General features: G+C 57.3%; 21 protein-coding genes. 9 read left to right on the top strand and 12 right to left on the bottom strand.

Features of this window, described 5'->3' with window-relative positions:
* Nucleotides 1-163: 163 nt before the first annotated feature.
* The 4 genes from dxr (at nt 164) to RISK_RS19215 (ending at nt 5,800) form a co-directional block, all read left to right on the top strand.
* Complete coding sequence (dxr, locus tag RISK_RS19230) at nt 164-1,531, top strand: 1-deoxy-D-xylulose-5-phosphate reductoisomerase (protein WP_047815914.1); 1,368 nt, start codon at nt 164-166, stop codon at nt 1,529-1,531.
* Nucleotides 1,532-1,569: 38 nt separating this feature from the next.
* Nucleotides 1,570-3,822, top strand: coding sequence for a site-2 protease family protein (locus RISK_RS19225; protein ID WP_083435048.1), 2,253 nt, complete (start codon nt 1,570-1,572; stop codon nt 3,820-3,822).
* Between the two features lie 64 nt (nt 3,823-3,886).
* Nucleotides 3,887-4,786 (top strand): DMT family transporter, encoded by a 900-nt coding sequence (locus tag RISK_RS19220; protein ID WP_047815967.1) that lies wholly within the window; start codon nt 3,887-3,889, stop codon nt 4,784-4,786.
* A 78-nt stretch (nt 4,787-4,864) separates the two neighbouring features.
* Nucleotides 4,865-5,800 (top strand): alpha/beta hydrolase, encoded by a 936-nt coding sequence (locus tag RISK_RS19215; RefSeq protein ID WP_047815912.1) that lies wholly within the window; start codon nt 4,865-4,867, stop codon nt 5,798-5,800.
* A 143-nt stretch (nt 5,801-5,943) separates the two neighbouring features.
* Here RISK_RS19215 and RISK_RS19210 read toward each other — a convergent pair whose 3' ends face one another.
* Nucleotides 5,944-6,981 (bottom strand): SMP-30/gluconolactonase/LRE family protein, encoded by a 1,038-nt coding sequence (locus RISK_RS19210; RefSeq protein WP_047815966.1) that lies wholly within the window; start codon nt 6,979-6,981, stop codon nt 5,944-5,946.
* Nucleotides 6,982-7,357: 376 nt separating this feature from the next.
* Between RISK_RS19210 and RISK_RS19205 the strand changes: the two genes are divergently transcribed.
* Nucleotides 7,358-7,861, top strand: coding sequence for a hypothetical protein (locus tag RISK_RS19205; RefSeq protein WP_047815911.1), 504 nt, complete (start codon nt 7,358-7,360; stop codon nt 7,859-7,861).
* 57 nt (nt 7,862-7,918) lie between these two features.
* Here RISK_RS19205 and RISK_RS19200 read toward each other — a convergent pair whose 3' ends face one another.
* The 3 genes from RISK_RS19200 to RISK_RS19190 form a co-directional block, all read right to left on the bottom strand.
* Nucleotides 7,919-8,497, bottom strand: coding sequence for an ECF-type sigma factor (locus tag RISK_RS19200; protein WP_047815910.1), 579 nt, complete (start codon nt 8,495-8,497; stop codon nt 7,919-7,921).
* 106 nt (nt 8,498-8,603) lie between these two features.
* The gene (locus RISK_RS19195; protein ID WP_047815965.1) at nt 8,604-9,263 is read right to left on the bottom strand and encodes a hypothetical protein; all 660 of its coding nucleotides are present in this window, start codon (nt 9,261-9,263) and stop codon (nt 8,604-8,606) included.
* Between the two features lie 694 nt (nt 9,264-9,957).
* Complete coding sequence (locus RISK_RS19190; RefSeq protein ID WP_047815909.1) at nt 9,958-10,242, bottom strand: acylphosphatase; 285 nt, start codon at nt 10,240-10,242, stop codon at nt 9,958-9,960.
* Nucleotides 10,243-10,303: 61 nt separating this feature from the next.
* Here RISK_RS19190 and RISK_RS19185 point away from each other — a divergent pair, with 61 nt between their 5' ends.
* Nucleotides 10,304-11,299 carry an alkaline phosphatase family protein gene (locus RISK_RS19185; protein ID WP_047815908.1) on the top strand — a complete coding sequence of 332 codons (996 nt, stop codon included), beginning with the start codon at nt 10,304-10,306 and terminating at the stop codon, nt 11,297-11,299.
* Nucleotide 11,300: 1 nt separating this feature from the next.
* On the opposite strand, the gene RISK_RS19180 is transcribed toward RISK_RS19185, so the two are convergent.
* The 4 genes from RISK_RS19180 to RISK_RS19165 form a co-directional block, all read right to left on the bottom strand.
* Nucleotides 11,301-13,163 (bottom strand): alkaline phosphatase D family protein, encoded by a 1,863-nt coding sequence (locus tag RISK_RS19180; protein ID WP_047815907.1) that lies wholly within the window; start codon nt 13,161-13,163, stop codon nt 11,301-11,303.
* A 75-nt stretch (nt 13,164-13,238) separates the two neighbouring features.
* Nucleotides 13,239-14,234, bottom strand: coding sequence for a cation diffusion facilitator family transporter (locus RISK_RS19175; RefSeq protein WP_047815906.1), 996 nt, complete (start codon nt 14,232-14,234; stop codon nt 13,239-13,241).
* Nucleotides 14,235-14,257: 23 nt separating this feature from the next.
* Nucleotides 14,258-15,199 carry a ZIP family metal transporter gene (locus tag RISK_RS19170; RefSeq protein WP_047815905.1) on the bottom strand — a complete coding sequence of 314 codons (942 nt, stop codon included), beginning with the start codon at nt 15,197-15,199 and terminating at the stop codon, nt 14,258-14,260.
* A 40-nt stretch (nt 15,200-15,239) separates the two neighbouring features.
* Nucleotides 15,240-16,826 carry an ABC transporter permease gene (locus RISK_RS19165; RefSeq protein ID WP_236696460.1) on the bottom strand — a complete coding sequence of 529 codons (1,587 nt, stop codon included), beginning with the start codon at nt 16,824-16,826 and terminating at the stop codon, nt 15,240-15,242.
* A gap of 95 nt (nt 16,827-16,921) precedes the next feature.
* On the opposite strand from RISK_RS19165, the gene RISK_RS19160 reads away from it, so the two are divergent.
* On the top strand, nt 16,922-18,628 hold the full coding sequence (locus RISK_RS19160; protein ID WP_047815903.1) for an ABC1 kinase family protein: 1,707 nt from the start codon (nt 16,922-16,924) through the stop codon (nt 18,626-18,628).
* 299 nt (nt 18,629-18,927) lie between these two features.
* Here RISK_RS19160 and RISK_RS33650 read toward each other — a convergent pair whose 3' ends face one another.
* Nucleotides 18,928-19,143 carry an addiction module protein gene (locus RISK_RS33650; protein ID WP_390173950.1) on the bottom strand — a complete coding sequence of 72 codons (216 nt, stop codon included), beginning with the start codon at nt 19,141-19,143 and terminating at the stop codon, nt 18,928-18,930.
* A gap of 198 nt (nt 19,144-19,341) precedes the next feature.
* Between RISK_RS33650 and RISK_RS19150 the strand changes: the two genes are divergently transcribed.
* Nucleotides 19,342-20,448, top strand: coding sequence for a membrane protein (locus tag RISK_RS19150; RefSeq protein WP_047815902.1), 1,107 nt, complete (start codon nt 19,342-19,344; stop codon nt 20,446-20,448).
* Between the two features lie 2 nt (nt 20,449-20,450).
* Here the strand turns inward: RISK_RS19150 and RISK_RS19145 are convergent, their stop codons facing one another.
* Nucleotides 20,451-20,900 carry a nucleoside deaminase gene (locus RISK_RS19145; protein WP_047815901.1) on the bottom strand — a complete coding sequence of 150 codons (450 nt, stop codon included), beginning with the start codon at nt 20,898-20,900 and terminating at the stop codon, nt 20,451-20,453.
* 123 nt (nt 20,901-21,023) lie between these two features.
* Here RISK_RS19145 and RISK_RS19140 point away from each other — a divergent pair, with 123 nt between their 5' ends.
* On the top strand, nt 21,024-21,959 hold the full coding sequence (locus RISK_RS19140; protein ID WP_047815900.1) for an alpha/beta hydrolase: 936 nt from the start codon (nt 21,024-21,026) through the stop codon (nt 21,957-21,959).
* 639 nt (nt 21,960-22,598) lie between these two features.
* Here RISK_RS19140 and RISK_RS19135 read toward each other — a convergent pair.
* Both RISK_RS19135 and RISK_RS31760 read right to left on the bottom strand, forming a co-directional pair.
* Nucleotides 22,599-22,970 carry a hypothetical protein gene (locus tag RISK_RS19135; RefSeq protein WP_047815899.1) on the bottom strand — a complete coding sequence of 124 codons (372 nt, stop codon included), beginning with the start codon at nt 22,968-22,970 and terminating at the stop codon, nt 22,599-22,601.
* Between the two features lie 119 nt (nt 22,971-23,089).
* Nucleotides 23,090-23,743 carry a hypothetical protein gene (locus RISK_RS31760; RefSeq protein ID WP_150122628.1) on the bottom strand — a complete coding sequence of 218 codons (654 nt, stop codon included), beginning with the start codon at nt 23,741-23,743 and terminating at the stop codon, nt 23,090-23,092.
* Nucleotides 23,744-24,377: the final 634 nt, after the last annotated feature.

Here is a 24,377-nt window from a genome sequence, read left to right as displayed (position 1 = left end):
CACCACCTCCGCTGCAGGCCGAAAATCTGGCTCTGCAACGCGTCTGGATGGCTTATTCGGATTGTTCTGGCTGGTCCGTTCCCCCATGATACGGGCCCCGACACCCTGGACAATCATTCCTGTGACATTGCCCCCATCCCCCTCCTCCCAATCAGAACCGACCGTGCCGGCCGAATCCCCCTCCGAGGACCCGGTGCCTGATTTCCGGTCGAACAACCGCCCGGTCAGTCGTGTCGCCGTTCTGGGTGCGACCGGAAGCATCGGTGTTGCCACGCTGGATGTGATTGAAAACCTGAATCGATGCGATCCTGAATTGGCCTGGGAAGTCTCCAGCGTGTCCGGCCACTCCCAAATCGAATCCCTGATCCAATTGGCAGACGGTTGTCAGACGGCACCGCACAGCGTGGTCGTTTCCAATGCTGAAAATGAACCACAAGCCGCCCAGGCACTCAAAACAGCGGCCGCGCAACCCGATTCACGTCTGACAGAACGCTGTTTATTGGACGTTGGCCCAGATGCCTTGGTTCGAGCAGCAACGGCAAAAGACGTCGATGTGGTGGTTGCCGCCATCGTGGGACGAGCTGGCCTGGAATCCACTCTCGCCGCCGTTCACGCAGGCAAACGAGTCGCCTTGGCCAACAAGGAAACCTTGGTGGTCGCGGGCCCAGTCGTGACGCAAGCGGCAGCGGACAATGGAGCCGAGTTGCTGCCCATCGATAGCGAGCATTCCGCCATTTTTCAGTGTTTGGCGGAATCAAGAGCGCGTCAAAGTCACTCCACCATGCTGGCTTCGTCCCCAAATTCCACTCCCGGATCCGCGGCCTCCGACCAAGCCCAATCGCTCAACTCATCGGCGACCCCCTCTTGGCCGGGTGTCCGACGCCTGATTTTGACAGCCAGCGGCGGCCCTTTTCGTGACTGGACAACCGCGCAGATGCGGGAGGCCACGATTGACCAAGCCCTCGCTCATCCAACCTGGAAAATGGGGGCAAAAATCACCATCGATTCCGCCTCCATGATGAACAAGGCTCTCGAAGTCATCGAAGCCAAATGGTTGTTCAACGTTCCCGCGGACAAAATCGAAGTTGTTGTCCATCCCCAATCGCTGATCCACTCGCTGGTCGAATTCGAAGACGGCAGCCTGATCGCCCAGGTCAGCCCGCCAGACATGCGGATGCCGATTCAATACGCCCTGACCTACCCACGTCGGTTGCCGTGTCCCGCACCTGCCCTGGACCGGTCACAGAGCTGGGACATGACGCTTTGCCCCGCCGATCCAGAGCGTTTTCCGGCTCTGGCCCTCGGCTTCGAAGTCGCTCGCGTCGGTGGAACGGCGGGTGCGGTGGTCAACGCAGCCAACGAAACCGCAGTCGACCTGTTCCTAAAGCGGCAAATTCGTTTTACTGACATCCCCGAAATTTGCCGCCGAACTCTGCTGGATCACAATCACGAATCTTCGCCGACGCTCCAGCGGCTGCTAAAATTAGACGTTTGGGCACGCGATCGAGCCCGGGAATTGGCTCAAATTTGAATCAAAACGCCTCGGGCAATCTCGTTCACTGAACCGGTTTGCCCGACCAACCATATCTTCAACGTGGGTTTGCCGGGCTGGCATCCCCCGTTCAACTCTCTTTCACCCCCGTCGAATTCATGTCGTTGCCTGTTGATTGGTCCCTCTTGCCCTCCTTGTTGGCGGCCACCGAAGACACCGGCGGCATCCTCGCTTGGTTGCTCTCCACTTGGCTGTGGATCCAAGTCGCCCTCGGAATCGGCTTGGTCATCTTTGTCCACGAACTCGGACACTTTCTCGCCGCCAAGACATTTGGCGTGAAGTGCGAGAAGTTCTACGTCGGCTTTGACGTCCCCATCTCGATCGGCCCGATCAAGTTCCCGCGCACACTGGGCAAATTCACCTACGGCGAAACCGAATACGGAATCGGCATTCTGCCACTGGGTGGGTATGTGAAGATGCTCGGCCAAGACGACGACCCACGCAAAGCCGAAGAAGAAGCCCAACGCATTCGCCAAAGCGGAGAAGCCTCCGACGCGGAAGAGAAACTCGATCCTCGCAGCTACCCGGCCAAACCCGTTTGGCAACGAATGATCATCATCAGCGCAGGCGTGGTCATGAATGTGATCACCGGCGTGCTGTTCGCCGCATTCGCGTTTTTCAACGGGGTTGGCTACACGCCCGCCGTGGTTGGCGGCGTGACCCCCGGCGGTCCCGCTTGGCAGGCTGGCATCCAGCCTGGTGGACGCGTTGTTTCCGTGGGTTCGCTGGAAGATGATTCGCAACTGCCGTTCAGCGAAATGCAGTTGAAGATCATGGAAGCCGGCATGGAATCGTCTGAGACCCCGGTTCCCGTTCGCTTGCAATACGGCGAAGACACGCGTGAATATCAGCTGGTGACTCAGGCCAGCCCGATCGAACCCGACCGACGCATGATCGGCATCCAAAGTGCCACTGGCGACACGCTGTACCCGGAACTGCCGGCAATGCCCAACTCGGTCGCCGCCGACGTGGTGACCGATGCCGACGCGGGAGCCAAAGTGATTGGCTTCGATGCGGAAAAGCTCGATCCCGAAGCGATCATGCCGATCACTCCCTTGTTGACTCGCATTCACACCGCGCCGTCGCAACCCATCGAACTGAGGTTGGTTCGCACCGACGAAACCGAACACTCCCTGACCTTGCCGCCTCAACAGGCAAAGGACTTTGGCATCCAGTTCAAAATTGGACCGATCAAAGCTCTGATGCAAAACGGACCGGCTGAAAAAGCCGGCATGCAGGTCGGCGATCAAATCGTCTCGGTCGGCGACGACACCGACGTGGATGCCTATCAATTGCTCCTCGCTGACGTCCAGTACGACGAACCCGTGAAGATCACCGTGCAACGCGGTGAAGCCAATGCCAGCGAGGAAGTCGAACTGACGCTGACACCGCAACGCGTGGAACAAACGATGACCCCCGTGTCTGCGTTCGGCGAAATGATGTCGGTTGATTCGCTCGGTTTCGCCTACGAACCGACCGCCGTCGCATCGGAAATTCTCGCCAGCGGGGATGCCACGTCGCCAGCAGCAGAAGCGACAACGGCGAACTCGACCGAAACCATCCTAGCGGGCGACGAACTTCGCGAAATTCGTGTTCAGTTCGCCAACGCCACGGATCGCGAATCAATCGAGGACGAGCTGTCCGAAACCGCCATGCAAGCCTTGACCGAGGGCTGGGAAATCGGACCATCGATGCCGCTTGGCAATTTGATGGAAACCGTTCAACTGCTGCCGCTGGGAACCAAGATCATTGTCACCGCAGTGCGTCCGCCCAACGGCACCGTGGTCGAGCAAACCCTGACCGTTCGCCAGTCCGAACGATTCTGGTACGAACGCGGATTGAACTTCGCTCCCGTGGAATCCATTCAAAAAGCGGATTCGCTGGGCATGGCACTCGCGCTCGGTATTCGCGAAGGCAAACGCCGGATGGCCGACGTCGGACGCTTCCTGGGCATGTTGGTTCGCGGCAAAGTGAAAGCCAAATTTGTTGGCGGGCCCATTCGAATCGCTCAGATGGCCAGCCACCAAGCCGAGAAGGGTTTGTCCGCGCAGCTGATGTTCCTGACAATGCTGAGCATGAACCTGGCGATCCTGAACTTCTTGCCAATCCCGGCGCTCGACGGTGGCCACATGGTCTTCCTGACCGCCGAGCTGATTCGCGGGAAGAAGGTCGACGAAGCGATGGAAATGCGACTGACGTTTGTCGGCGTGCTGGCGTTGCTGGCGCTGATGATCTTTGTCTTCACCAATGACATCCTGAACCTGCTGTAAATCCGCAGCATCTCCGGTGGAATCTTCTGGTTTTGATCTCCGTCGCTGATGTGAAAGGGATGTGTTGAACGAAGACTTGGGTGAACCTCGCGACTACCTGAAGTTGCACTTTCTGGTCTTCGTCTGGGGCTTCACGGGCGCCATGGGCGAATTGATTCGACTGCCGGCCGTGGAAATCGTGCTGTTTCGCAGTGCGATTGCATCGGTCGTGCTGGCCTGGATGGTCCGACGGTCGTGGCGGGTTCCCACCCGGCGAGCGTTCGCCATGCTGGCGACCGGATGCTTGATCGGTGCCCACTGGGTGCTGTTCTTTTTCGCGGTGAAAGTGGCGAACGTTTCGGTGTGCATGGTGGGCATTGCGACGGTCTCGTTGTGGACCGCGTTGCTCGAGCCCCTGATGATCCGCGGCCGGAAACTCCGCCGCATGGATTTGATCTTTGGCATGGGGGTGATCGCAGCTGTCGCCGTCATCTTCCAAAGCGAACTTCAATACGCCGGCGGATTTCTGATCGCGATCACCGCTGCGCTGGCCGCGGCGGTGTTCTCCATCCTGAACGGCCGCTTTGCCGTCACGACTCCCCACCGCGTCATCTCGCTGTACGAAATGATCGGCGCCTGCGTTTTCTGCGCGGCATGCCTGCCAATCTCCGCACTTTATCTCAGCGAAGGCCAAGGGCTCGACCTGCTGCCCTCCCCAAGCGATTTTGCCTGGCTGCTGGTCCTGGCGGTGGTGTGCACGGTTTACGCCTACAGCGAATACGTGTCGCTTCTCAAACGCCTTTCCGTGTTCACGATCAACTTCGCCAACAACCTCGAACCTGTCTACGGGATGATTCTCGGCGCCATTTTGTTTGGCGATTATCAGACGTTGGGCGTTGGTTTTTACGTCGGTGCCACCGCGATCGCCTTCCTGGTGCTCGCACACACAGGGATGTCGCGTCGAAAACGATTGCCAATTGGATGAGTGCAGTCACGTTGGGCTTGGGTTAAAATGAAGGTCTCCTCTCATCCTCGTTGACTCCCACCCAAGTCCTGCATCCCCATGTTCGCAAATGCTTTTCAGTCACAAGCTTCGTCATCGACTCGCAAGCTACTGATCGGATGCTCCGCCATTTTGATTTCGGCGGTGCTGGCCGTTCCCGCTTCCGCTCAGCGAAAAAAGAAGGACGACGACCCGGCCCTCAAACCGCGTCCGGTCAAACTCAACACCAAAGACAACATCGAGTTGACCGCGTTCTACTTCCCGTCGACGGAAGGCAAGAATGCCATTCCCGTGTTGTTGATCCATGAATGGAAAGGCCAAGGCTCGCCCTATCAAAAACTCTGCCTGTCCATGCGTTCGGCCGGGTTGGCCGTGTTGTTGGTGGAGTACCGGGGGCATGGCAACAGCCGCCAATACACGACACCTCGTGGCGACAAAAAGGACTTCAATGTCAACACCATGGGCAAACGCGACATTCAGGCGATCATTCAGTATGACCTGGAAGAAGCCAAGCAGTTTCTGAAAGGCGAGAACAACGAGGGCCGCCTGAACCTCAATGCATTGACTGTCGTCGGTGTCCAAGAAGGCGCAATCATGGCTGCTCACTGGGCCGTTCGCGACTGGGGTTTTCCCAGCGTCGGCCGTTTGAAGCAGGGCCAAGACGTCAAGGCACTCGTCTACGTTTCCCCCATCAAGAACTTCAACGGATTGACAATCGACTCCACCTTGCGTGATCGCAACGTCGGGCTTCTGCCAACGATGATCGTCGCTGGCAAGGACAGCCCCGAAGCGGAGGAAGCGGAACGACTTGGCGGCCGAATCACCGCTCTTCGCAAACGCTTGAAGATCGGTGGATTGGAAGTCAAAATGGAGAGCACCAGCCTGAGCGGCCCAGCCTTGATCAGTGAGGTCCCATCGGCGGCTTCGGACATCGTCAAATTCATCCAAGCCAACGTGCCGGTCAGCGACAGCGAAAACGAATGGATCGAGCGCTGAGCGAGGATTGATCCAACACGGATCTCGCACGAAATCTCTGCTCCCGCGTCCAACATCAGGCCCAATGTTTCGCACCCTGCGAAACGTGGGGCTTTTTCAATGGCAGATCCATCCCGGGCCACTTCGTTCGTGGCCGCAATGAATCAGTTGGCCGGACGGGGCGGGAAAACCGGAGCGCCGGCAACGTGGGTCGGAATGCTCCAAAGCGTTCCGCCCGCGGTCACATAGAGCGTTTTCAAATCGCTCCCGCCAAATGCACAGTTGGTCGTCTCGTCTCGCGGAATCCGCAGGTACTCGAGCAACTTGCCTTCCGGTGAGAACACATAGATGCCTGCCGTGGGCTGCTCCGCGGTCTCCTGTGGCAAATGCGGTTGGTTGAGTCCCGCAGCCACGAACAAACGCCCCTGCTGGTCCAGCTTCATTCCATCCGGTCCACGGGTCGTGCCCCAATCATGGATCCGAGTCTGACTGCTCAGGTCGATGCTTCCATCCGCCTTCAAGTCAAAACGCCATAGTTTCCTGGCCCCGCCCAACGCATTGTTGTTGTCGGCCACAAACAGAAACCGATCGTCCGCCGTGACCACCAATCCATTGGGTCGGTCCACTTCGTGGGCAATGATGCGAGCAACCGTTCCGTCGGGATCAATCCGATAGACGCCTTCGACTTGCTTGCCCGCATCGTCTACCAATTCCATCGCCGAGCGATTGCCATACTGCGGGTCGGTGAAATAGATCCGGCCACTGGAATCCATCGACAAATCGTTCGGCTGATTGAACTTCATCCCTTCGAAACCATCTGCCAGCACGGTTTGGCTGCCGTCCAGTTCCCATCGTACGATCCGCCTCCGCACGGCTTCGCAGACGATCAACCGGCCCTCTCGATCGAACATCAAACCATTCGAACCGGCGTCCGTCTGAGACACAGACAATTCACCGCTGGGGCTTCGCAGATGGATGTTTCCCTCGCCGCTGGTGAACAGCCCCTTTTCAGGATGCCACGCCGGGCCTTCCCCCGCTCCGTGTTCCTGAACCAACCTCAGCTCACCCGCAAAGATGGAATCGGACTGAAACGATGCCGTGTTGTTCTCCTGGCCGACCGCGATGCTCCCCGCTCCCAAAACCAAGCCCACCGCCAAGGCCAACTTTGCCGACCGATCCCAATTTCCAAGGCGCTCTTTCAATTTCGCTTCCTTCCTGATTTCAATTCCCAAGACTCATTTCGAAGTTGCCAAGGATAGCCCAATCCAATTGCAACGGCTCAGGGCTTCACAAAACCAAAGCTTCCTCGTCCAGACTCCACGATCGATTCAACGTCCTCTCGCAACTCGCGACCATCAGCGGCAACACGGACAATCGTTTCCAGTTCGACATGGCAGCAGCCAACGGTCGGGGTGAGAAAGCCGTTGATTCTACCCATTTTGGTGCTACCAACAGCCAATCGATGAAAGAAGAGACGTCTTCCTCCAGCTCAAAAACGGCGAACCGATCTAGACTCGGACGACCGGAAAACACGAAAGAAGAGCTTGTCCCATTTCATCGATTGGAAAAGGATTTTCCATGGACGAGCCCACCCCTTCGACTTTTGCGTCCGTGCGTGACGGATTTGCCGCCATCCGAGAACTGATCTTGGTCCTGGCAATGCTGGCATTGTTCCTCACGCCCACGACCGTTCGCGAAATCTTGCAAGAGGCGGGAATCCGATCCTTCGCAGGCGTGGAATTCGATGAAGAAACGTTGACCGAAGTCGAGAACGCTGAATCCCGAGTGATCGAACTTGAGACTCAACTCGCTCTGGCTCAATCGCAACTGGAATCCATCGCCAACATTTCGTCCAATCGAGCCGACCCGCGATTGGGTTCCGTTTCCCGACTGCTCGCCAACGCGCAACAGAGTGCGTCCGAGATGAGCGACAGCTTGGGGGAAGCCAAGGGCAAGCAAATCGAACTTTGGCAGCGTTCGGGACGTCCGCCTCGCAGCCACGGCCGCGAAGAGACACCCGACACCGAACAACCTGAAATCGAGCAAGCCTTGATTACCCCGGCAGAATTGTTCAATCGCTGATCGGTTCAATCGCTGAGTTGCCGAACACCGAGATGTTTCGCCGGACCACCGCCGAGTCTACTCGTCGTCATTGCGAAGTTGCTCGAACAGCTTCGCACGCGCCAATCGCCAATCCCGCTCCACGGTCGCGACGCTGATTTCCAGCACCTTGGCGACCTCTTCGTTCGTCAGTCCGGAAAAGAACCGCAACTCGACGACTTCGCGTTGACGGGGGGACGTCGCTTCCAATCCTTCCAACGCTGATTCCAGGTCTTCGTATTGGCAACGGTTGTTGGCTTCGAAGTTATCCAGCACCACATCCAGCGAAGCTCGCTGGTAGTCTCCGCCTCGCTTGTTGGTCCGTCGACGGCGAGCATGATCGATCAAGATCTGCCGCATCGCTCGATTGGCCATCCCGAACATGTACCGGCGATCGGAAACGTTCTTCAGTGCTTCCGTGTCCAGCAATCGCACGCAAGCCTCGTTGACCAGTGCCGTTGCCTGCAACGTGTGATCCGGACGCTCGCCTCGCATCAAGGCACCGGCCATGTCTCTGAGTTCGGACTGCAACGTCACGAACAACTTTTCGCGTGCTTCCTCGTCGCCGTTCTTCACCTGCTGCAACAGCATCGAGACTTCGCTTTCAGGTTGGCCCACGAGACAAAACTCCAACGATCAGACGAGAACGGAAACAACGGAAAGCGAGGTCGGGAGGTGCAATCCCACGACAGCCAAAGCATACTCGCTTTGCGAAGCCGCAAGGCTATCGCCCGATCGCTTCCAAGACGCGGCGTCGAACAGCGGGAGCAAGGTTGCTGCTGCGAACTTCGTCTTCGATCTGGTCGCGTGTCCCTTGATAGCGAAGCCGGGCCGGATGCAAATCCGGAAGATCCAAATCCAGCGAAACTTGATCGCCATTTTGACTGACTGACACGCTTTCGTTGCTGCCAGAAAAGGCGGACGAGGACACCGCCACCCCTGTTCGCCCGGGAAATGCCCACTGACTCATTCGCGGAACAGGCACAGCGAATTGCGACTGGGCGGGGCTGCTGACAGGAGTCATCTGGCCGCGCCGCATCACCAACACAGTCATTCGAGCCAGCTTCGGTGCACCTTCGCGTTCCAACACAGGCCTCCCATCGACAGACATCAGCACATCACCTCGCTGGAGCTGAAAGGGAGCGTCTTTGGATTCGACAACTTGTTCGACGACCAAACCGTGGCCGGGTGCGATCATCGGACAGTGCACCCGCAGCAATTCAGGGACAGGAGCAAACTGAACCTTCCACTCTGGATGAAGGGAAGCAGCGACATCGATTTTTGCGGGCGGAGTTCCAATCGCTGGCTGATCGGCACGCGAGGCTTGCAAAGCGAAAACGGATAACCCAAGACAAAGAGCGAAGGCAAGTAGGAGACGTTTCATGAGAGCACCTTGAAAGTTGGTGATGGAGATGAATTTTAGGTCGGACCTCATCTGAGGTCGCTGAGGAAAGAGCGTCGGATCCTCCGACGATCATTGATTATTAAGCAGGTACGCAGGTGTCATCGGGTATGTGAGCCGTTTGGCGTTAGCCACGGTTCCCACGCAAAACCGGGGCTAACGCCCAAACGGCTCACAAGGTGAAACCCAATCATTCCTGCGTACCTGCTTAGAGTGTCGAAAAAGTGAGAGTCGTTGGTTGCTGTCCGCGAGTTCAGCCGGCAAACAAGCGTCTTGAGTTATGTGAGCCGAAGGGCGTTAGCCTGGGTTGTTCAATCTTTGGTGTTGACACAGCGTTTTTGTGGACAGTTTCTTGGCCGTTACCTCTCCCCCGACGAAGTTGGGGAGAGGTCGGAGCGAGCGTTCAGCGAGATCCGGGTGAGGGGGCACGCGATGTGTGAAACGAGGCCAAAAAGCCGGTTTGCTGTGAATCGCCCCCTCACCCGAACAGGGCCTCCATCGGCCTGTTCGACCTCTCCCCCAGCAAAGCTGAGGGAGAGGTGACTTGTTGATGCGAGGCAGAGACTTGCGCACGCCAGAAACGCTGCAACCCTAAAGATTGAACAGCCCAGCCATACGCTGGGTTCAATGCTCGCCCTCCTCAGCTCATCGAACCTTGGCGTTTGATGTTTCTTTCTCAATAACGAATGGCGAATTTTTCGCGATCCGGCAGCGGGTCGCGGTCATCGATCGACGTCTCGTTGATCTTTCTTTCCATCGAGTCGCCGATCCGGCGAAGCAGTTCACGCACGTCTTTTTCCGGCCCTTGCACGTCCAGAAGGACGTCTCCGTCGGGTTCGTTGCGAACGAAGCCGGCCACGTTGAGACCGCGTCCTTGATGAATCGCGTTGGCTCGGAATCCAATTCCCTGCACATCGCCTCGATAGCGAACGACCTTCCGTATTTGTTTGATAGCTTTCATTGGATTATGGTGACGCCGACTTTCAGTTTCGACAATCCAGATCACACCACACGGTCGGTTTATGAATTGGTTGCGTTTGAGTTCAGTTGGCGTTGCTTGGGTATGTTCGGCTTCCTTGCTTGCGGGGATCTTGAGTGCTGGCGAGCCCAAGGTGTTGACCATCGGCATCGATGGTTTGCGTCGTGACGCGTTCGTCGCGGCCAAGACACCCCACTTGGATTCGCTGGCTGAAAACGGCACTCTGTGTCTCGAAACACGAGTGACCTCGGACGATGTCACGGACAGTGACACCGTCAGCGGGCCGGGTTGGACCACGTTTCTAACAGGCGTTTGGGCGGATCGACACGGTGTGCTCGACAACTCTTTCAAGGGACGCGATGCCAAGGCCGCGCCGCACGGGTTTGCGTTGGCCAAGCAAGTCAAACCCAACTTGAGAACGGCCTCTTATCTTTGTTGGACACCATTGAGAACGCACGTGACAACCGATGCGGACATCGATGTCGTTGTCACACCTGGCAAGAATGCCACCGCTTCGACTGTCTGGACAGCAGCGGACCAGTCACTGGCTTGGTCGGCAATCCCTGTCTTGCAGAACGATGACGCTGATTGGACGTTCATTTACTTTGGGTCGACAGACGAAACCGGCCACTCGTATGGTTTTCATCCCAGCGTGCCACCTTATGTCGCCGCCATTGAGAACGTTGACCGGATGGTGGGTGAACTGCTCGAAGCAGTTAAGCAACGACAAACTTACTCCGCTGAGGACTGGTTGATTCTGGTGAGCACGGACCATGGTGGCGAAGGAACCGGGCACGGAGGCGGACGCGAAAATCCGAATGTCTACACGGTGCCGATGATCGTCAGTGGAGCTTCTGCAAAGAAGGGTGCCCAGGTTGATCGACCTGTTGGATCAGCACTCCCCGCGACGGTGGATCTGGTCGCTCTCGCGTTGACTCACCTGCAGATTCCAATTGCGCCCGATTGGAAACTCGCCGGAAGCGTGGATGGATGGCTGGAGCCAGTGTCCACGGCATCCGAAGCCGATTCCAAGCAGTGATTCACTCTCGCGGTAACGAGACGGATTCCGCGTAAGCCAGTTCGCCTGTCCAGCCGTCGTAGTACTGGAACACCACCTGCGGATGCGGGTAGGCAACCAAGCGTTTGTCGCCTTGTTTGACCGGCATGTTGAAGACGTTGTTGACCTGCACCACACAGAAATGCGGGTACAGCCGTTCCAATCGTGGCAGGTCGGCCAGCACGTAACTGCTCCAGCGGATGTCACATTCACGCGGTCCGAATTGAAACCGCCCCGTCGCAGGGCGATTGCTTTCGTCGAGTTCTGGTACGTGATTGACGCTGTTGTGCGGGCCGCAACAGAATTCCCAGACGTTGTCGGTCACTCGAATCGCGAAGCTGTTGTGCAGGTCGCCCGTCATCACGAAGACTTGTTTGTCCATTTCGTCCCAGGCATCGATCAGCATTTCTCGTTCGTCCAGGAAGCCTGTCCAGGCTTCTTCTTTGTTGGCTTCGTCGGCTTCGAACCCGCCCGCACCACTGTGTGGGATCATCATCGGGACGCTGGAAATCAGAAAGGTGAACTTGGCATCGCTGGCTTTCATCTCACGCAGCAGCCATTCGCGTTGATGTTTGCCCAGCATCGAAACACCTGGTTTGTCCCGCTGCGAAACATCGTGCATGTCGCGGTCGCCGCGAGTGTCGAGCAAAAAAAAGTCGCAGTTGGAGACACTGAATTTTCCATAGCTGCGTTGTCCGATGGAGTAGCTGACTTGGCCGTCGGCTTTGGCGGGCATGTGAAGTCGGACCGTGTGTTCATCGACCACTTCCACGATGTCATAGACATACGAGTTGGCTTCGCCGTCGTCGGTGTCGTAGATCATGTCATTGACGCCTGCGGTGTCGGTTCCCCAGTGCACGTGCAGGTTCAGCATCTCATTCAGTGGCAGTTGCCGGAAGTTGGTTTGGCGATCGATGAGCAAGTCACTGCCCGCGGTCAGTTTCGCTGTGCCAACATGCAATCGCTGTTTGGATTCGACGGGGTTGGCCCAGCCCAGGTAGTCGTTCCAGGCGTAAGTTCCGATGTCGCGGAAGACGGTTCGGCGGTGGCGTTTGCCCGCCTCGGAAGCTCCCCAAATGTCATTGACCAATTCGTGGTCATCGAAGGTGAACAGTGATGGCACGTTGCGATGCCAGGTCGACAGCGCGTGGTTGCGAGTCAGGTAGAGTTTGTAGTTCTCCCAAACGCCGGTCACGGTTGGCATGGCTTCCACCACTTGCGGGAGCTCGTCGATTCCCTGCGTCAGTCGCCAAGCTTCGGCCGGGTACTCTCGAAGTTCTTCGTACAGCCAATCCCCGTTCATGATGTGAAAGTGGACTTTGTCCGCCCAGTCTTGATTGAGGTGTTTGTAGGTGGGGCTGTCGTGTCCGATTCCGTGAAGCGGATTTTGATTGGCGCACGAACCAATCTGGAAACGAAAGTTGAACAGCCCATCAGGATTGTGCTCCGATTCAGATCCTGCTTGGTCAGGCAGAGTGCGGAATGTTCCTGGCTCGCCTTGCGGGCGATCGTTGACGTAGATGCGGTAGTGATAGCGCGTGTCGGGTTGGAGATCGCTGAGCATCACCACGCCCGTGTTGTCATGTTCAATGCGTGTTCGGCCAGGTTCGCTGACGCGGTCCGACAAATCCCCGCCATGGTTTTCGGGTGGTCGTGTTCCGAAGTGAACGGTGAACTCACCCGCGTCCGACGTGCGAGCCCACACGGCCACGCCGGTCGAGGACGGCCTGCCTAGCATGGGGCCGTGAGTCATCCGATTGGGATCACGCTGGGCTGAGGCGGTGGAAGGATCCGAGGCCAGAACCGCAAGTGCGAGGACGAGCACTGTCGAGAGAAAACGCGTCATGGGGCAATCTGTGTCGATGAGGCAGGGGGGAGTGGGGGTTCCCAGTGTACCTGCCGGACGCGTGGCCCGTGTTTTCTAAGGGCAGTTGCCGTGGATCAGGTTGCCATCGGCATCGTGGCAGTCGGATGTGGCCGCGAATTCAAACTCCAGCGTGGAGTGGCGGATGTTGTGTTCGTTGATCAGATAGGTCTTGATGAGACGTTTGATGGGTTCGAGGTCTTCATACCTCGTGGGTTCGATGACCACATGGGCTTCGAGTGCTCGATGCGATTCGTCCAGTTCCCAGAGGTGCACGTGGTGGATTCCGGAGACGCCTTCGATCTTGTTGAGGTCAGCAATCATTTCGTCCAGTTTGAAATTGGCGGGCGCACCTTCCATCAAAATGCGAGTCGCTTCGGGAAGCATCTGCCAGACTTGGTAGAGGATGTAGGACGCGATCAACAGCGTCAGGAACGCGTCCACCCACAGCCAGTCCAGGTAGATGACGGCCGCAGCACCGATCAAAACGGCAACGCTGCCAGCGGCGTCCACCAAGTTGTGAATGAAGGCAGCGCGAACGTTCAGTGAGCCCTTGCTCATCGCCCACAGCAGCAACGCCGTCCCAAGATCCACGACCAAGGCGATTCCTGCGGCGGCGGCCATCAACCAACCGATGATCGGTTGCGGGTCGAAGAATCGATGAATGGCTTCGTAAATCAAGTAGCAGCCGACGACCGCCAGGAGAGTGAGGTTGATCGTGGCCCCGATCAGTTCAGCGCGGCGGTAACCAAACGTGTACCGCTGGTTGGCTTCTTTGCGAGCGATTCGCCGAGCGATGTAGGCGATCAGCAACGAGTTGGCATCGCTGAAGTTGTGGGCCGCGTCGGACAGCAAGGCCACGCTGCCCGAGAAGATTCCCGCGATCACTTGGGCAACTGTCAGGAATTGATTCAGCAACACCGACCACAGCAACCTCGCATCGCTGACAGTGTCGAACTGGCCAGCGGAGGTCAGCCCGTGATGGTGCAAGCTTCCACAGCTTTCGGATTCACCAGCCGAGTCGCCCGAATGATGGTGGTCGCAACTTCCCATGGGAATGGTTCTGGGGCAGTGGGTTAGGGATTCACGCTGGTCGAAACGACGGGGGTTTCCGTCGGAGCCACGGAATGGCTGTGACCTGGCAGGCTTTCGATCCCAACGGCCAGGGCGACGCCCAGAAGCAACGCGGTGGTCAGCTTCAGGCGATCGTGGTCGTGAAAAGCAACCTCAGGAAGCAAGTCAGAGAGCGAGATGCAGATGAAGAACCCAGCCGAGAGTGCCAGCCCCCACCCGAGCAGAATATCCGTGTTGGCAAACTGTGTGGCACCAAAGTAGAACGCGATCGCGCCGATGGGGCAGGCCATGGAAAAGGTCAGGTTCACCATGGTTCGCTGAGCCGATGTCCAGCCACCTTTGCTCATCACCGATGTGATCGCAAAGGCATCAAGAGGCTTGTGAAGTGCCACCGCGAGGAAGGTTCCCAGGCCAGCGAGTCCGAGCCACGGCGAATGCTGGGATTCCGCAGCGATGCTGGCCGCCAAAGCCACCCCGTCCATCAGGGTGTGAAGCCCCAAACCAAACAACATGCCGAGCCAACCGAGCGGTTTGCTGCTGACGCGTTTGGCATTGGAGTGGGCGTGGTCGTGAGCGTGCCCTTCATGGCTGTGATCGTGATCGTGAGCGTGATCGTGGGCGTCGTGATGCCCATGAGCATGATGGTGATCGTGCGATTCTCCGTGCCCATGCACATGCGTGTGGAACGTTCGCAGCAGGATGAACATCGTGATGATGCCAACCAAGACGCCTCCGCAGGCCTGGGACGCGGAGCTGATTTTGTGCAGCGAATGCGGCAGCAGGTGCAGCATCGCGATGCCCAGCATCAAACCAGCGACAAAGCTCATCAAGAGCTGGGTGCGGAGGTGTGTCATCCGCACCAAAGATGGCAACCAGCCACCACTGACCGAGGCCGTGATGATCAGCACACAGTACACCGCGAGCAGGGATTCGGGGACAAACAAGGCAATTGCCGAAGCGGGGGCACGGACGCGGCGAAACGCTTCAATCTACGCCTTTGCTTGAACGACGCAAGTGGAGTCGCATGGCCAGAATCGCTCCGCACAGCAGGATCACCATCCCGGTGTGAACCATCGCCAACGAGGCCTCCTGGTATCGGGCTCCGCTGTGCAACAAACCAAACAGTCGGGTGCCGGTTGTTGTCACACCGGGAGGCAGGGCTGGCATGGCGGCAGGGACGTCTCCTGCCGACACGATCGCCACGGCCAAGGCGGCAATGCCCAACCCGCGTCGCAGCAAGGGGAGTTCCAGGTGCCACCATCGCCAAGCGACGGGTCCATCCATCCGCCCGGACAGCCAAGTCGCGTCGTCGATGCCACCGTAGGCGTTCCGCAAAATGGCGTAGGCGACCAGGACGCTGCGCACGCCAACCGCGATCAAAGTGGGGACCAGTGTGTGGGTTGCCAGCCAATCCAGTCCCGGAAATGGCAGGCGGAAGAAAGCCGCGACCGTCATTCCGATCACGGGGCCAGGTACTAAAAACAACATCGTTCCCAAGACATCGATGATCACGCCGGCCGTGCTTGAGGCACGCGCCCAACGAGCCAGTCCCAACGCGATGGGGAGCGTCCAGAGGATCGAGAACAGGGCCAGCTGAATCGTCCAGGCGATCTCGTCTTGAAACAGTCGTGGGGCTTCCGTGATCGCCCGAAGGGAGGCTTGCCATTGAAAGGTGGCTTGCCGTTGGCCGTCGACCACTTCGACGGAGTGTCCCGTTTGAACGACCAATCCAGCGAGTGGAAGCAACAGCAGCAACGTGCAGAGGCTCACGCCGACGCACGCGATGGTGTTCATTCCTCGCGTTGCTGCGTTTTCCCCAGCAGCATTCTTTGAGCTGGTTGACGTGGGGGTGGATTCCAGGCCTCTGTCGGATGCAACGTTCCAGCGACGACGTCGCAACCAAAACCAAAGCAGCGCCGGGACGCCACCGACCGCCATCGGAACCAACGTCGACACCAGCACCGAGGTTGTGTTGGGATCGACGGAGTAGAACAGGTAGAACTGATCGGCCACGGTGCGGACACTGTGCAAATCCGCGACGCTCATTTCGGTCGATGCGAGCACCATCACGCCGATGACCGACGCGACGATCCAGGGCATCGCGATCGGCAACCGGACACGCCACCAACTCTGGCTGGGCGAAAAATCCAAGCTGGCCTGTTGGATGGCGATGGGAGAAATGCGGCGGGTCGCCCAAACGGTTGCCAGCGACACCAGGGCGACTCCGTGCATCCCATGGATCCACCCGACCCAGCCCAGGTTGCCTCCCGTCATGGTGGTGACCAACCAACCAAATTTGCCAGCGGTGGATTCCCAGGCTGCCGCCAGCAAGATCAGCGGCATGGCCAAGGTCACGAACGCGAAAAAGGTCCAGGTTCGAACCAGCCAGTGGTTCGGTCGCAGCAGGCTGACGAAAAATGCCGTGGGCACCCCGATCAAGATCGCGATTCCAGCCGACACCAGCATCAGCTCGATCGTCGTGGTGATGGCGGTCGCCCAATCATCGGCAAATGTCGGATCGGGGGCCGGCAATCCGGGCGGAACCAACGCTGCGAGCGGAATATTGGGCATAAAGGGAAGGTTTTCGAGGCCGAAAATTCGTCCTGCTCGACGATTTGCCGAACCGGCGATCACAATGGTGCGACCAACCACCTCCACGGAAACTCATGAAGCTGACATCGATCCCCCAGTTGTACCGCAATCTGCGCCGAGGACGCGAGATCCTGAGGGTGCTGCGCCGGTACGGGCTGGCGGATTGGATCAGTCGCACCCGTCGGTTGCCGCTGCAGAACTGGATCAAAGATCGCTCGGGCGTCCCGCTGACCCAGTACACACGGTCCCAGCGAATCCGGATGGCAATCACCGAGTTGGGGCCCACGTTCATCAAGGTCGGCCAGGTCCTCGCGGCTCGTCCTGACCTCGTCGGCAACGAGATCGCCGAGGAGCTGAAACAGCTCCGCAACGAAGTCTCGCCCGACAGCATGGAAGTCGTCGAAGCAACGCTGGCAGAAGAGCTTGGTCCGAACTTCCGCGAGCACTTCCGGCTCATCGAACCGGTGCCGCTGGCGACCGCCTCGATTGGACAAGTCCACCGGGCGGAGTTGATGGACGGACGACGGGTGGTCTTGAAGGTCCAACGCCGCGGCATCGAAAAGATGATGCGTGAGGATTTGGATGTGCTGGAAGGATTGGCCCAGTGGGCGGATCACGTGGAGGCACTCGCCGTGTGGGGCCCCTCGGACATGGTCCGGCAATTGATGCCGATGATCCTTCGCGAACTCGATTTTCATCGCGAACGCAGCAACTTGAAACAGTTCGCTCAGATTCTTGAGTCGGACAAAGCTGAGATTGTCATTCCATCCGTGTTGGATCCCTTGTGCACGCGGCGCATCTTGGTCATGGAAGAGATGATCGGCGAACCGCTGGCGAAAATCTTTGAGCGAGATGATCGCGAACCCACCGGCGAGTCGACCGAGATGACTCGTGCGGACCTGCCACCCGAGTTGGGCCGGACGCTGGCTCGAACCTATTTGCGAATGGTGTTCGAGGATGGATTCTTCCACGCCGATCCGCACCCGGGCAACTTGTTCTGCTTGCGAGACGGTCGCTTGGCGATTCTGGACTTCGGCATGACGGGGCGCATCGACGAATCGATGCGTGAGTCGATCGAAGAAATGTTGGCGGCGATCAACGCCGGTGACAGTCGACGGCTGACGCGATTGATTCGTCGGGTGGGCAACCCGCGAGTGGACCTGGATCAGTCGGCGTTGGAAATCGATGTGGCTGATTTCATCGACACCTACGGTCGTCAATCACTCGATCGTTTTGATCTCGCTGGGGCGTTGAATCAACTCAGCGAGATTCTTCACCGCCACGGGATCGGCTTGCCGAATCAATCCGCGCTGCTGTTGAAAATGTTGATCTCGTTGGAGGGAACCTTGCGAGAGATGGGCGTCGGGTTTGATTCACTTGATATCGTTCGCTCGTACCTTCGACGGGTGATGATCCGCCGCTTGACCCCGGCACGCCGGATCCGGCAGGCCCGGCGGATTTATCTGGAGAGCGAAGCCTTCATGGAGAACGCGCCGGAGCAGTTGCTGTCGTTGATGAACCAAGCTCGACTTGGGCAATTGCAAATTCGCTTGGAGCCCAAACGCTTTGCCCCGGTGGTCAACCGCTTGGTGGTGGGGCTGATGACAAGCGCGGTGTTCTTGGGTTCCGCGTTGATGCTGTCTTACGAGGTCTCACCGGTCTTGTTCCCCGATCAACCAATGTTTGGGATCCAGCGAGTCAGCATTCTGGGCTTCCTCGGATTGATCGCCAGTTTCAGCGTGATGGTCGCCCTGTGCCTGGCCATTTTGCGAAGCGAGTAGGCACGACGACACGGAGCCCGATTCACACGGTTCGTCTCAGTCTCTCGTCTGTTGACTTGGGGGCAACACGACAGTCGAGTATGGCGACCACGTGCACTGCATCTGACGTGACGAGGTAGTAAATTGCAAACGGGAAGCGTTTCACGAGTGCGCGGTGAAATCCACGGTACAACTCATGCATGCCCGCCGTGGATCCTAGCAACGCCAAATCTTCACGCACGCAATCAAGAAAACGCTCACTTAGCCCAGGGGAGATGTTTTCGTAAAATTCGGCCCCGTCCACGAGGTCAATTCTAGCTTCAGCCCTGAGTTCGACGTGCATCGAGCCGATCCCTGACGTCGTCAAATGCGGCATCCAGTCCCAATGGTGGTTCCGAAGACGGGTTCTGGCTCCGAGTTGCCAGAACGTCTCCGTGCCAATCGGGCGATACTATTTGCGTCGATGTAGCAGACAGATCCCGCCACAGGATGTCCATTGCGGCGATTTTTTCGTTGGGCGTCAAGGCTGACAGCATATTTTCGAGCGACATGTTTGCTCCTCCTACGATCCAGTGTACACCAAGCAAAAAGCTGAAAGGTTCCGCTCACATCCATTGGTAGTGAGAGGACCGCTATTCTGAACGTTTGAAAGTGGGATTTTCGCGAAGAATATTGAAAGCGTGGGCTCTAGGTTAAGGAATTCCATTCTCCGACGTTGGCATTGAGGCGAACAAATGAAGACCAAGAAACACCGCGGATCGTTCATGCTTCGCTTCATGGTTTTTGGATTCAGCGTCGCGGTTGGTTTGCTGGCGTTTTGGTTGCTCGGCTACATCGTTCGCGACATCGATCGTGTGCAGGGGCCGAACTACAGCCAGATGCTCGACGAGGGTTTGCCACAGGAATTGCAGGACGAGCGGCAATTGCTCGCGGCGCAGTTGGCGGATTTGAAGCAGCAGATCGCTTCGGCCGAACGACGGCGACAACTGACCGGGCAAACGACCCGCGACTCGCAGCAGACGATCAATCAACTGTTGGAACTGAAACGCAATGCGGATGAGAACGCAACGTCACTGAGCGATGGTCAGCAGACGGCTTTGACAGACAGCTTGCAATTGTTTTTGGCCAATCAGAGTCAAACACAAACGCTGAATGCCGAGCTGTCTGGTCTCAACGATCAGTTGGATGATGTGGAGCGGTTGCGGCGAGAGAACGAGCAAGTGATCACGCGTGAGAGTCGGCCCATTGCGGACGAGTACGAAACGCTTGCGGAACAACATCAATGGAAACTGGCGGCGTACAAGCTTGCGTTGTTGATTCCAATGTTGCTTCTCTGCAGTTGGTTGTTCGTGCGTCAAGCCGGCGGAACGTACGCGATGCTGGTGTATGCACTCAGTGGCGCCGTCGCCGCTCGTGTTTTGCTGGTGATGCACGATCACTTTCCTACGATCTACTTCAAGTACATTTTGATCTTGTTGTCGCTGGCCATTGCGACGGGAGTCTTGGTGCGGTTGCTGCGACTGATCGCCCGACCCAGTCGCGATTGGTTGCTGCGTCAGTACCGGGAAGCGTACGCTCACTTCTTCTGCCCGATATGCGACCACCCGATCCAACGTGGGCCATTGAAATTCGCGGTGTGGACGCGGCGGAGTTTGAAGAAACGCACTCCCGTCACGGTCGACGGCGATGCGGCCACATTCGACCAACCTTACACCTGCCCCAGTTGCGAAACGACGCTCTTTCACGCCTGTCAGAAATGCGGCGGCGTCCGTCACTCGCTCTTGCCCGCCTGTGAAAAATGTGGGGCAGGCGCGGAGGTTGAACAAGAGGTCGGTGCGTGATGTCAATCTTCCGTTGGCAGGCCGATGTCTTCGTTCCAGAGCGTTGGGCGGTTTCGGATGAAGTTCTGCATCAGCTCAATGCAATCCGGATCATTGACGATCTGCAAGTCGACGCCACGGCTGCGGACGTAGGATTCCGGTCCTTGGAAGGTTTGGTTCTCGCCGACGATGATTCGCGGGATTTTGTAAAGCAGGGCCGCGCCGCTGCACATGTCACACGGCGACAACGTCGAGTACAGCGTGGATCGTGAGTAGTCACTTGCGGTCAGGCGACCGGCACGTTCCAGGCAATCCATCTCGGCGTGCAAGATTGCACTGCCACTTTGGATGCGTCGGTTGTGGCCACGCGAAACGATTTCATGGTCGATCACCAGCACGGAGCCAATCGGGATCCCATTTTCTTGGAGGCCGAGGTGTGCTTCATCGAACGCGGCTTGTAAGAACGGATCCATCTTTGGGTCGCTCGGTGGTGACAGGGAGCAAAGGGATTGGCAACGGCAGCGCGGCGTTGGTCACGCATTGGATGAGTATAGTGTTGCATTCCCACTCAATCCCGTCCCCCAAGAAGATTGCCCATGCACCGCGTCATTTGCTTGGTAGCCTGTTTGTCATTGCTGGCAGAAACCTCCTTGTTCGCTGAATCGCCTGTGGTGCAAGCCGATGACAAGGCAACGCCCAAGAAGGCGAAGAAGAAGCCGGCGCCGTTTGCTTGGGTGAATCCGATTCCGAAGCAAAGGCAACACCCGTCGCTCAAGCATGGAACGTTCCAAAGTCCATCGTTGAAGCGAGACGTGGGGTACGCGGTTTTGTTGCCGCCTGGGTATTCCAGTGGCGCATCGGCCAAGCGTTTTCCCGTTGTCTATTACTTGCATGGTGGACGGCCAGGCAGCGAGACAAAGTCACTCGCGTTGGTTCCGTTGATCCATTCCGCGATGGAATCAGAGCAGGTTCCGGGCATGATCTACGTCTTCGTCAATGGTGGGCCGGTCAGCCACTACAACATCCCTGGTGAACCAGCCAAGCAGGGTGCGGACGTGTTCATCAAAGAGTTGATCCCGCACATCGATGCAACTTATCGAACGATCGCTGACCGTGAGCACCGTGGAATCGAAGGGTTCTCGCAGGGCGGGCGCGGAACGATGCGATTGTCGCTGCGTCACCCGGAATTGTTTTGCAGTGCGGCGGCAGGTGGTGGCGGTTATGAAACCGAACGCAAAATCAGCGAGTCAGGAGGTCGCGAGTCAGCGACTCTTGTTTTTGCAGAAGGCGACAACACTTGGGATTTGGCACGAGCCTATTCCAAAACGAAGACGCCCAAGGTGGATTGGATGATTTACGTTGGGACCAAAGGTTTCAACTACCAGAACAATCTGGAGTACATGAAGTTTCTGACCTCGCTGGGGATCCCGTTTGAACGTATCGTTGTCCCAGAGGTGCCACACTCGGGATTGAAAATCTACGAGCAGCGATGTGTTGAGCTCATGCAGTTCCACGCAGCGAATTTTCGCTGAGTCGAATGGCAACCGAGCGGGCGGGACGCTCCCGGTCGCTCGAACGAGTCTGCGAAATACGACTCCAGGTGGTCTCGAACCGGCGCTTCTGAGTCGCGGAGCGACGGCATTGGAACAGCCTTGGGTTTCAACCCAAGGTTCATTCGGACCAGAAACACAGCCCCAGTCGCGGAGCGACGACAGTTGGCAACAAGTGCGAACCCACCTGTCGCCGCTCCGCGGCTCGGAGCCGGTGCAGGGTCAACAGGGACCTCGGGTTGAAACCCGAGGCTAGCAAATGTCACCGCTCTGCGGTTTGGGTGGAAAACATCTTGGGCGTTTCGCAGGCCAGTTCACCTGGTGGCTACCGGAGGGAGCAGTCCTGGGACCAGAGACTTTTGCCGGGCACTGGCTCATCAACGAGGCCTAATCCCTTTGGCGGAATCAAGTTGGCAAGGGAGCCAACACCGGTTCACGCAATGATGCGTGCCATGCCGGCAGGAGCAAATCGCCGGTTCAGGAGGATTGTTCAGTGACTGCACCGGAGGGGGCAATTGAATTCAACGGTAGACATCACGGGGAACGGACGGAAGACGTTCCACTTCAAAAAACACGCAAGCTGTTCTCCCGTGCATGTCATGGTTATTTGCCGTACGAGCGTCAGTCAGTGTCAATTGTCGCTGGAATCGCAGCAAGTAGGTCAAGCAGTTTGATTCTCAACGAGTCTGGAATGCCGCCGTCGCCGGTTACGAGTGCGCCTTTGCCGTCAATTCTAGCATCTACCCAAGTGTTGCGTGTAAGTGGTATCCGCAAATGGTATTGCAATCCAACTCGCGAAGCGACATCTCGCAAGCATTGTAACGGACGTGAATTTTGGTCGTAACCAATTTCGGTGGCCAGTGCTTCGGCCGATGCAATGCGGTCGCGGTAATAATCGTCCGACACGGTAGCGGTTCCGGGATAAGCGGCACTGATGCGGCGGACAATGTCGACAACGTCAACGTCGGTAGTAAATCGAGCGACGGCAATCATGCATCTTGAACTTCAATCAAATAACGACCGCGATAACCGAGTCGCGGCGATTGATTCTCAATTGTCAAAAACGGCAACTCCGCGACTTCGGTTCATCGCTTTGTTCTGCCTTAGGTCGGTCAGCCGAAGGATAGGCCTAGTTCGTCGGTGAGTATTTGGATCTCTGTCGTCACTTCTTCGTACAGTTTGCTCCGACGCTTGGGCAATCCAAAGAAGCCACATTCGTGACCGCCGAGCGTGACCTTCTTCAGGCAAATGCCCAAATAACTCAAGGGGCCTACGCCAGCAGCTCTCCATTCACCTGACCGTTCGTTCCAGTTGCCATGAACACAAATATGTCTCTCTGGATTGTGAAGCACAGTGGTTGCCGGCAGGCCCAGTACCTCAACATCACCTTGATAGCCCGAGATGTCGAGTGCAATTGCATCAGGGCCGTGATTGGCGACTGCCTGCCCCTCGTTACCAGTCGGTTTCACGAATACCTTACTCGGCTTCTTTCCGCGAATGATCAAATTGCTCAGGTGTACACTGCGATCAATGTGAATGGCATCTCCGCACGCGAAGTTCTCGAAGACGACGTTTTCAATTCGTGTGCCAAAATCAATTTGGCAAGTTCCAATGGTTGTGCAGCAATTGACAAATGAGCAGTTGCGAATTGTCACTCGTTCTTGAGAGGTAGGAAATACAAACTGCTCGTATGACTCTCCGTTCGCGTCCAAGCCTTCAAGCACAATGCCGCCATCTGAGTCTGGGATGAGTGGTAATTGCGTCATGGCTTTTATTGGCAGAACGGTAGAAATCACGGGGGACGGGCGAACGACTTGCAAGCAGACGAGAAAACGGACCACCCGTTCTCCCGTGCATTTCATGGTTCTGCCTCGCTGCCGATACTTCCGGCTCGCATGACATACCGCAATGATACCACTCCCCCAAGTACAGCAAGTGAATAACCGGCGGCAATCAGCGAGTTGGAAAGGTTTAGCAGCCAAGCGATGGGCAGTGCAGTTCCGGAACGCAACTCGTCGATTGTTGCGCCTCTCATAGGGCTCTCTGCGGCCGCGCTACCGACAGTACCAACAAGCATGCAAGTAACGGCAAGGCAAAGGACCAACAGAACAGTGGTTCGATAGCGTTTCCACGCGACGAATGCCGCCGCCGCTAAAATCAAGTATGCGAGTGGAGCCACCCACTGAACGATCAACATTGGTGCGAGCCAGAATCCCCCAAGACTAGCAGTATCCCCGTCTGGGTTGCTGACCGTGATATTCCGTTGACAACCCAAGACCAGGATTGCACAAATCGCGAGGATGCAGATCCTGATTTTCATATGACGTATTCAGAGGATTTGATTGGCCGAACTTGTTTCTCAGCAGTTGTACCGACTGAGAAGAGGTGTTTGAGCGGTGT

The organism is Rhodopirellula islandica, assembly GCF_001027925.1.
GTDB classification, from domain to species: domain Bacteria; phylum Planctomycetota; class Planctomycetia; order Pirellulales; family Pirellulaceae; genus Rhodopirellula; species Rhodopirellula islandica.
This window is presented reverse-complemented; position numbering and strand designations above follow the sequence as displayed.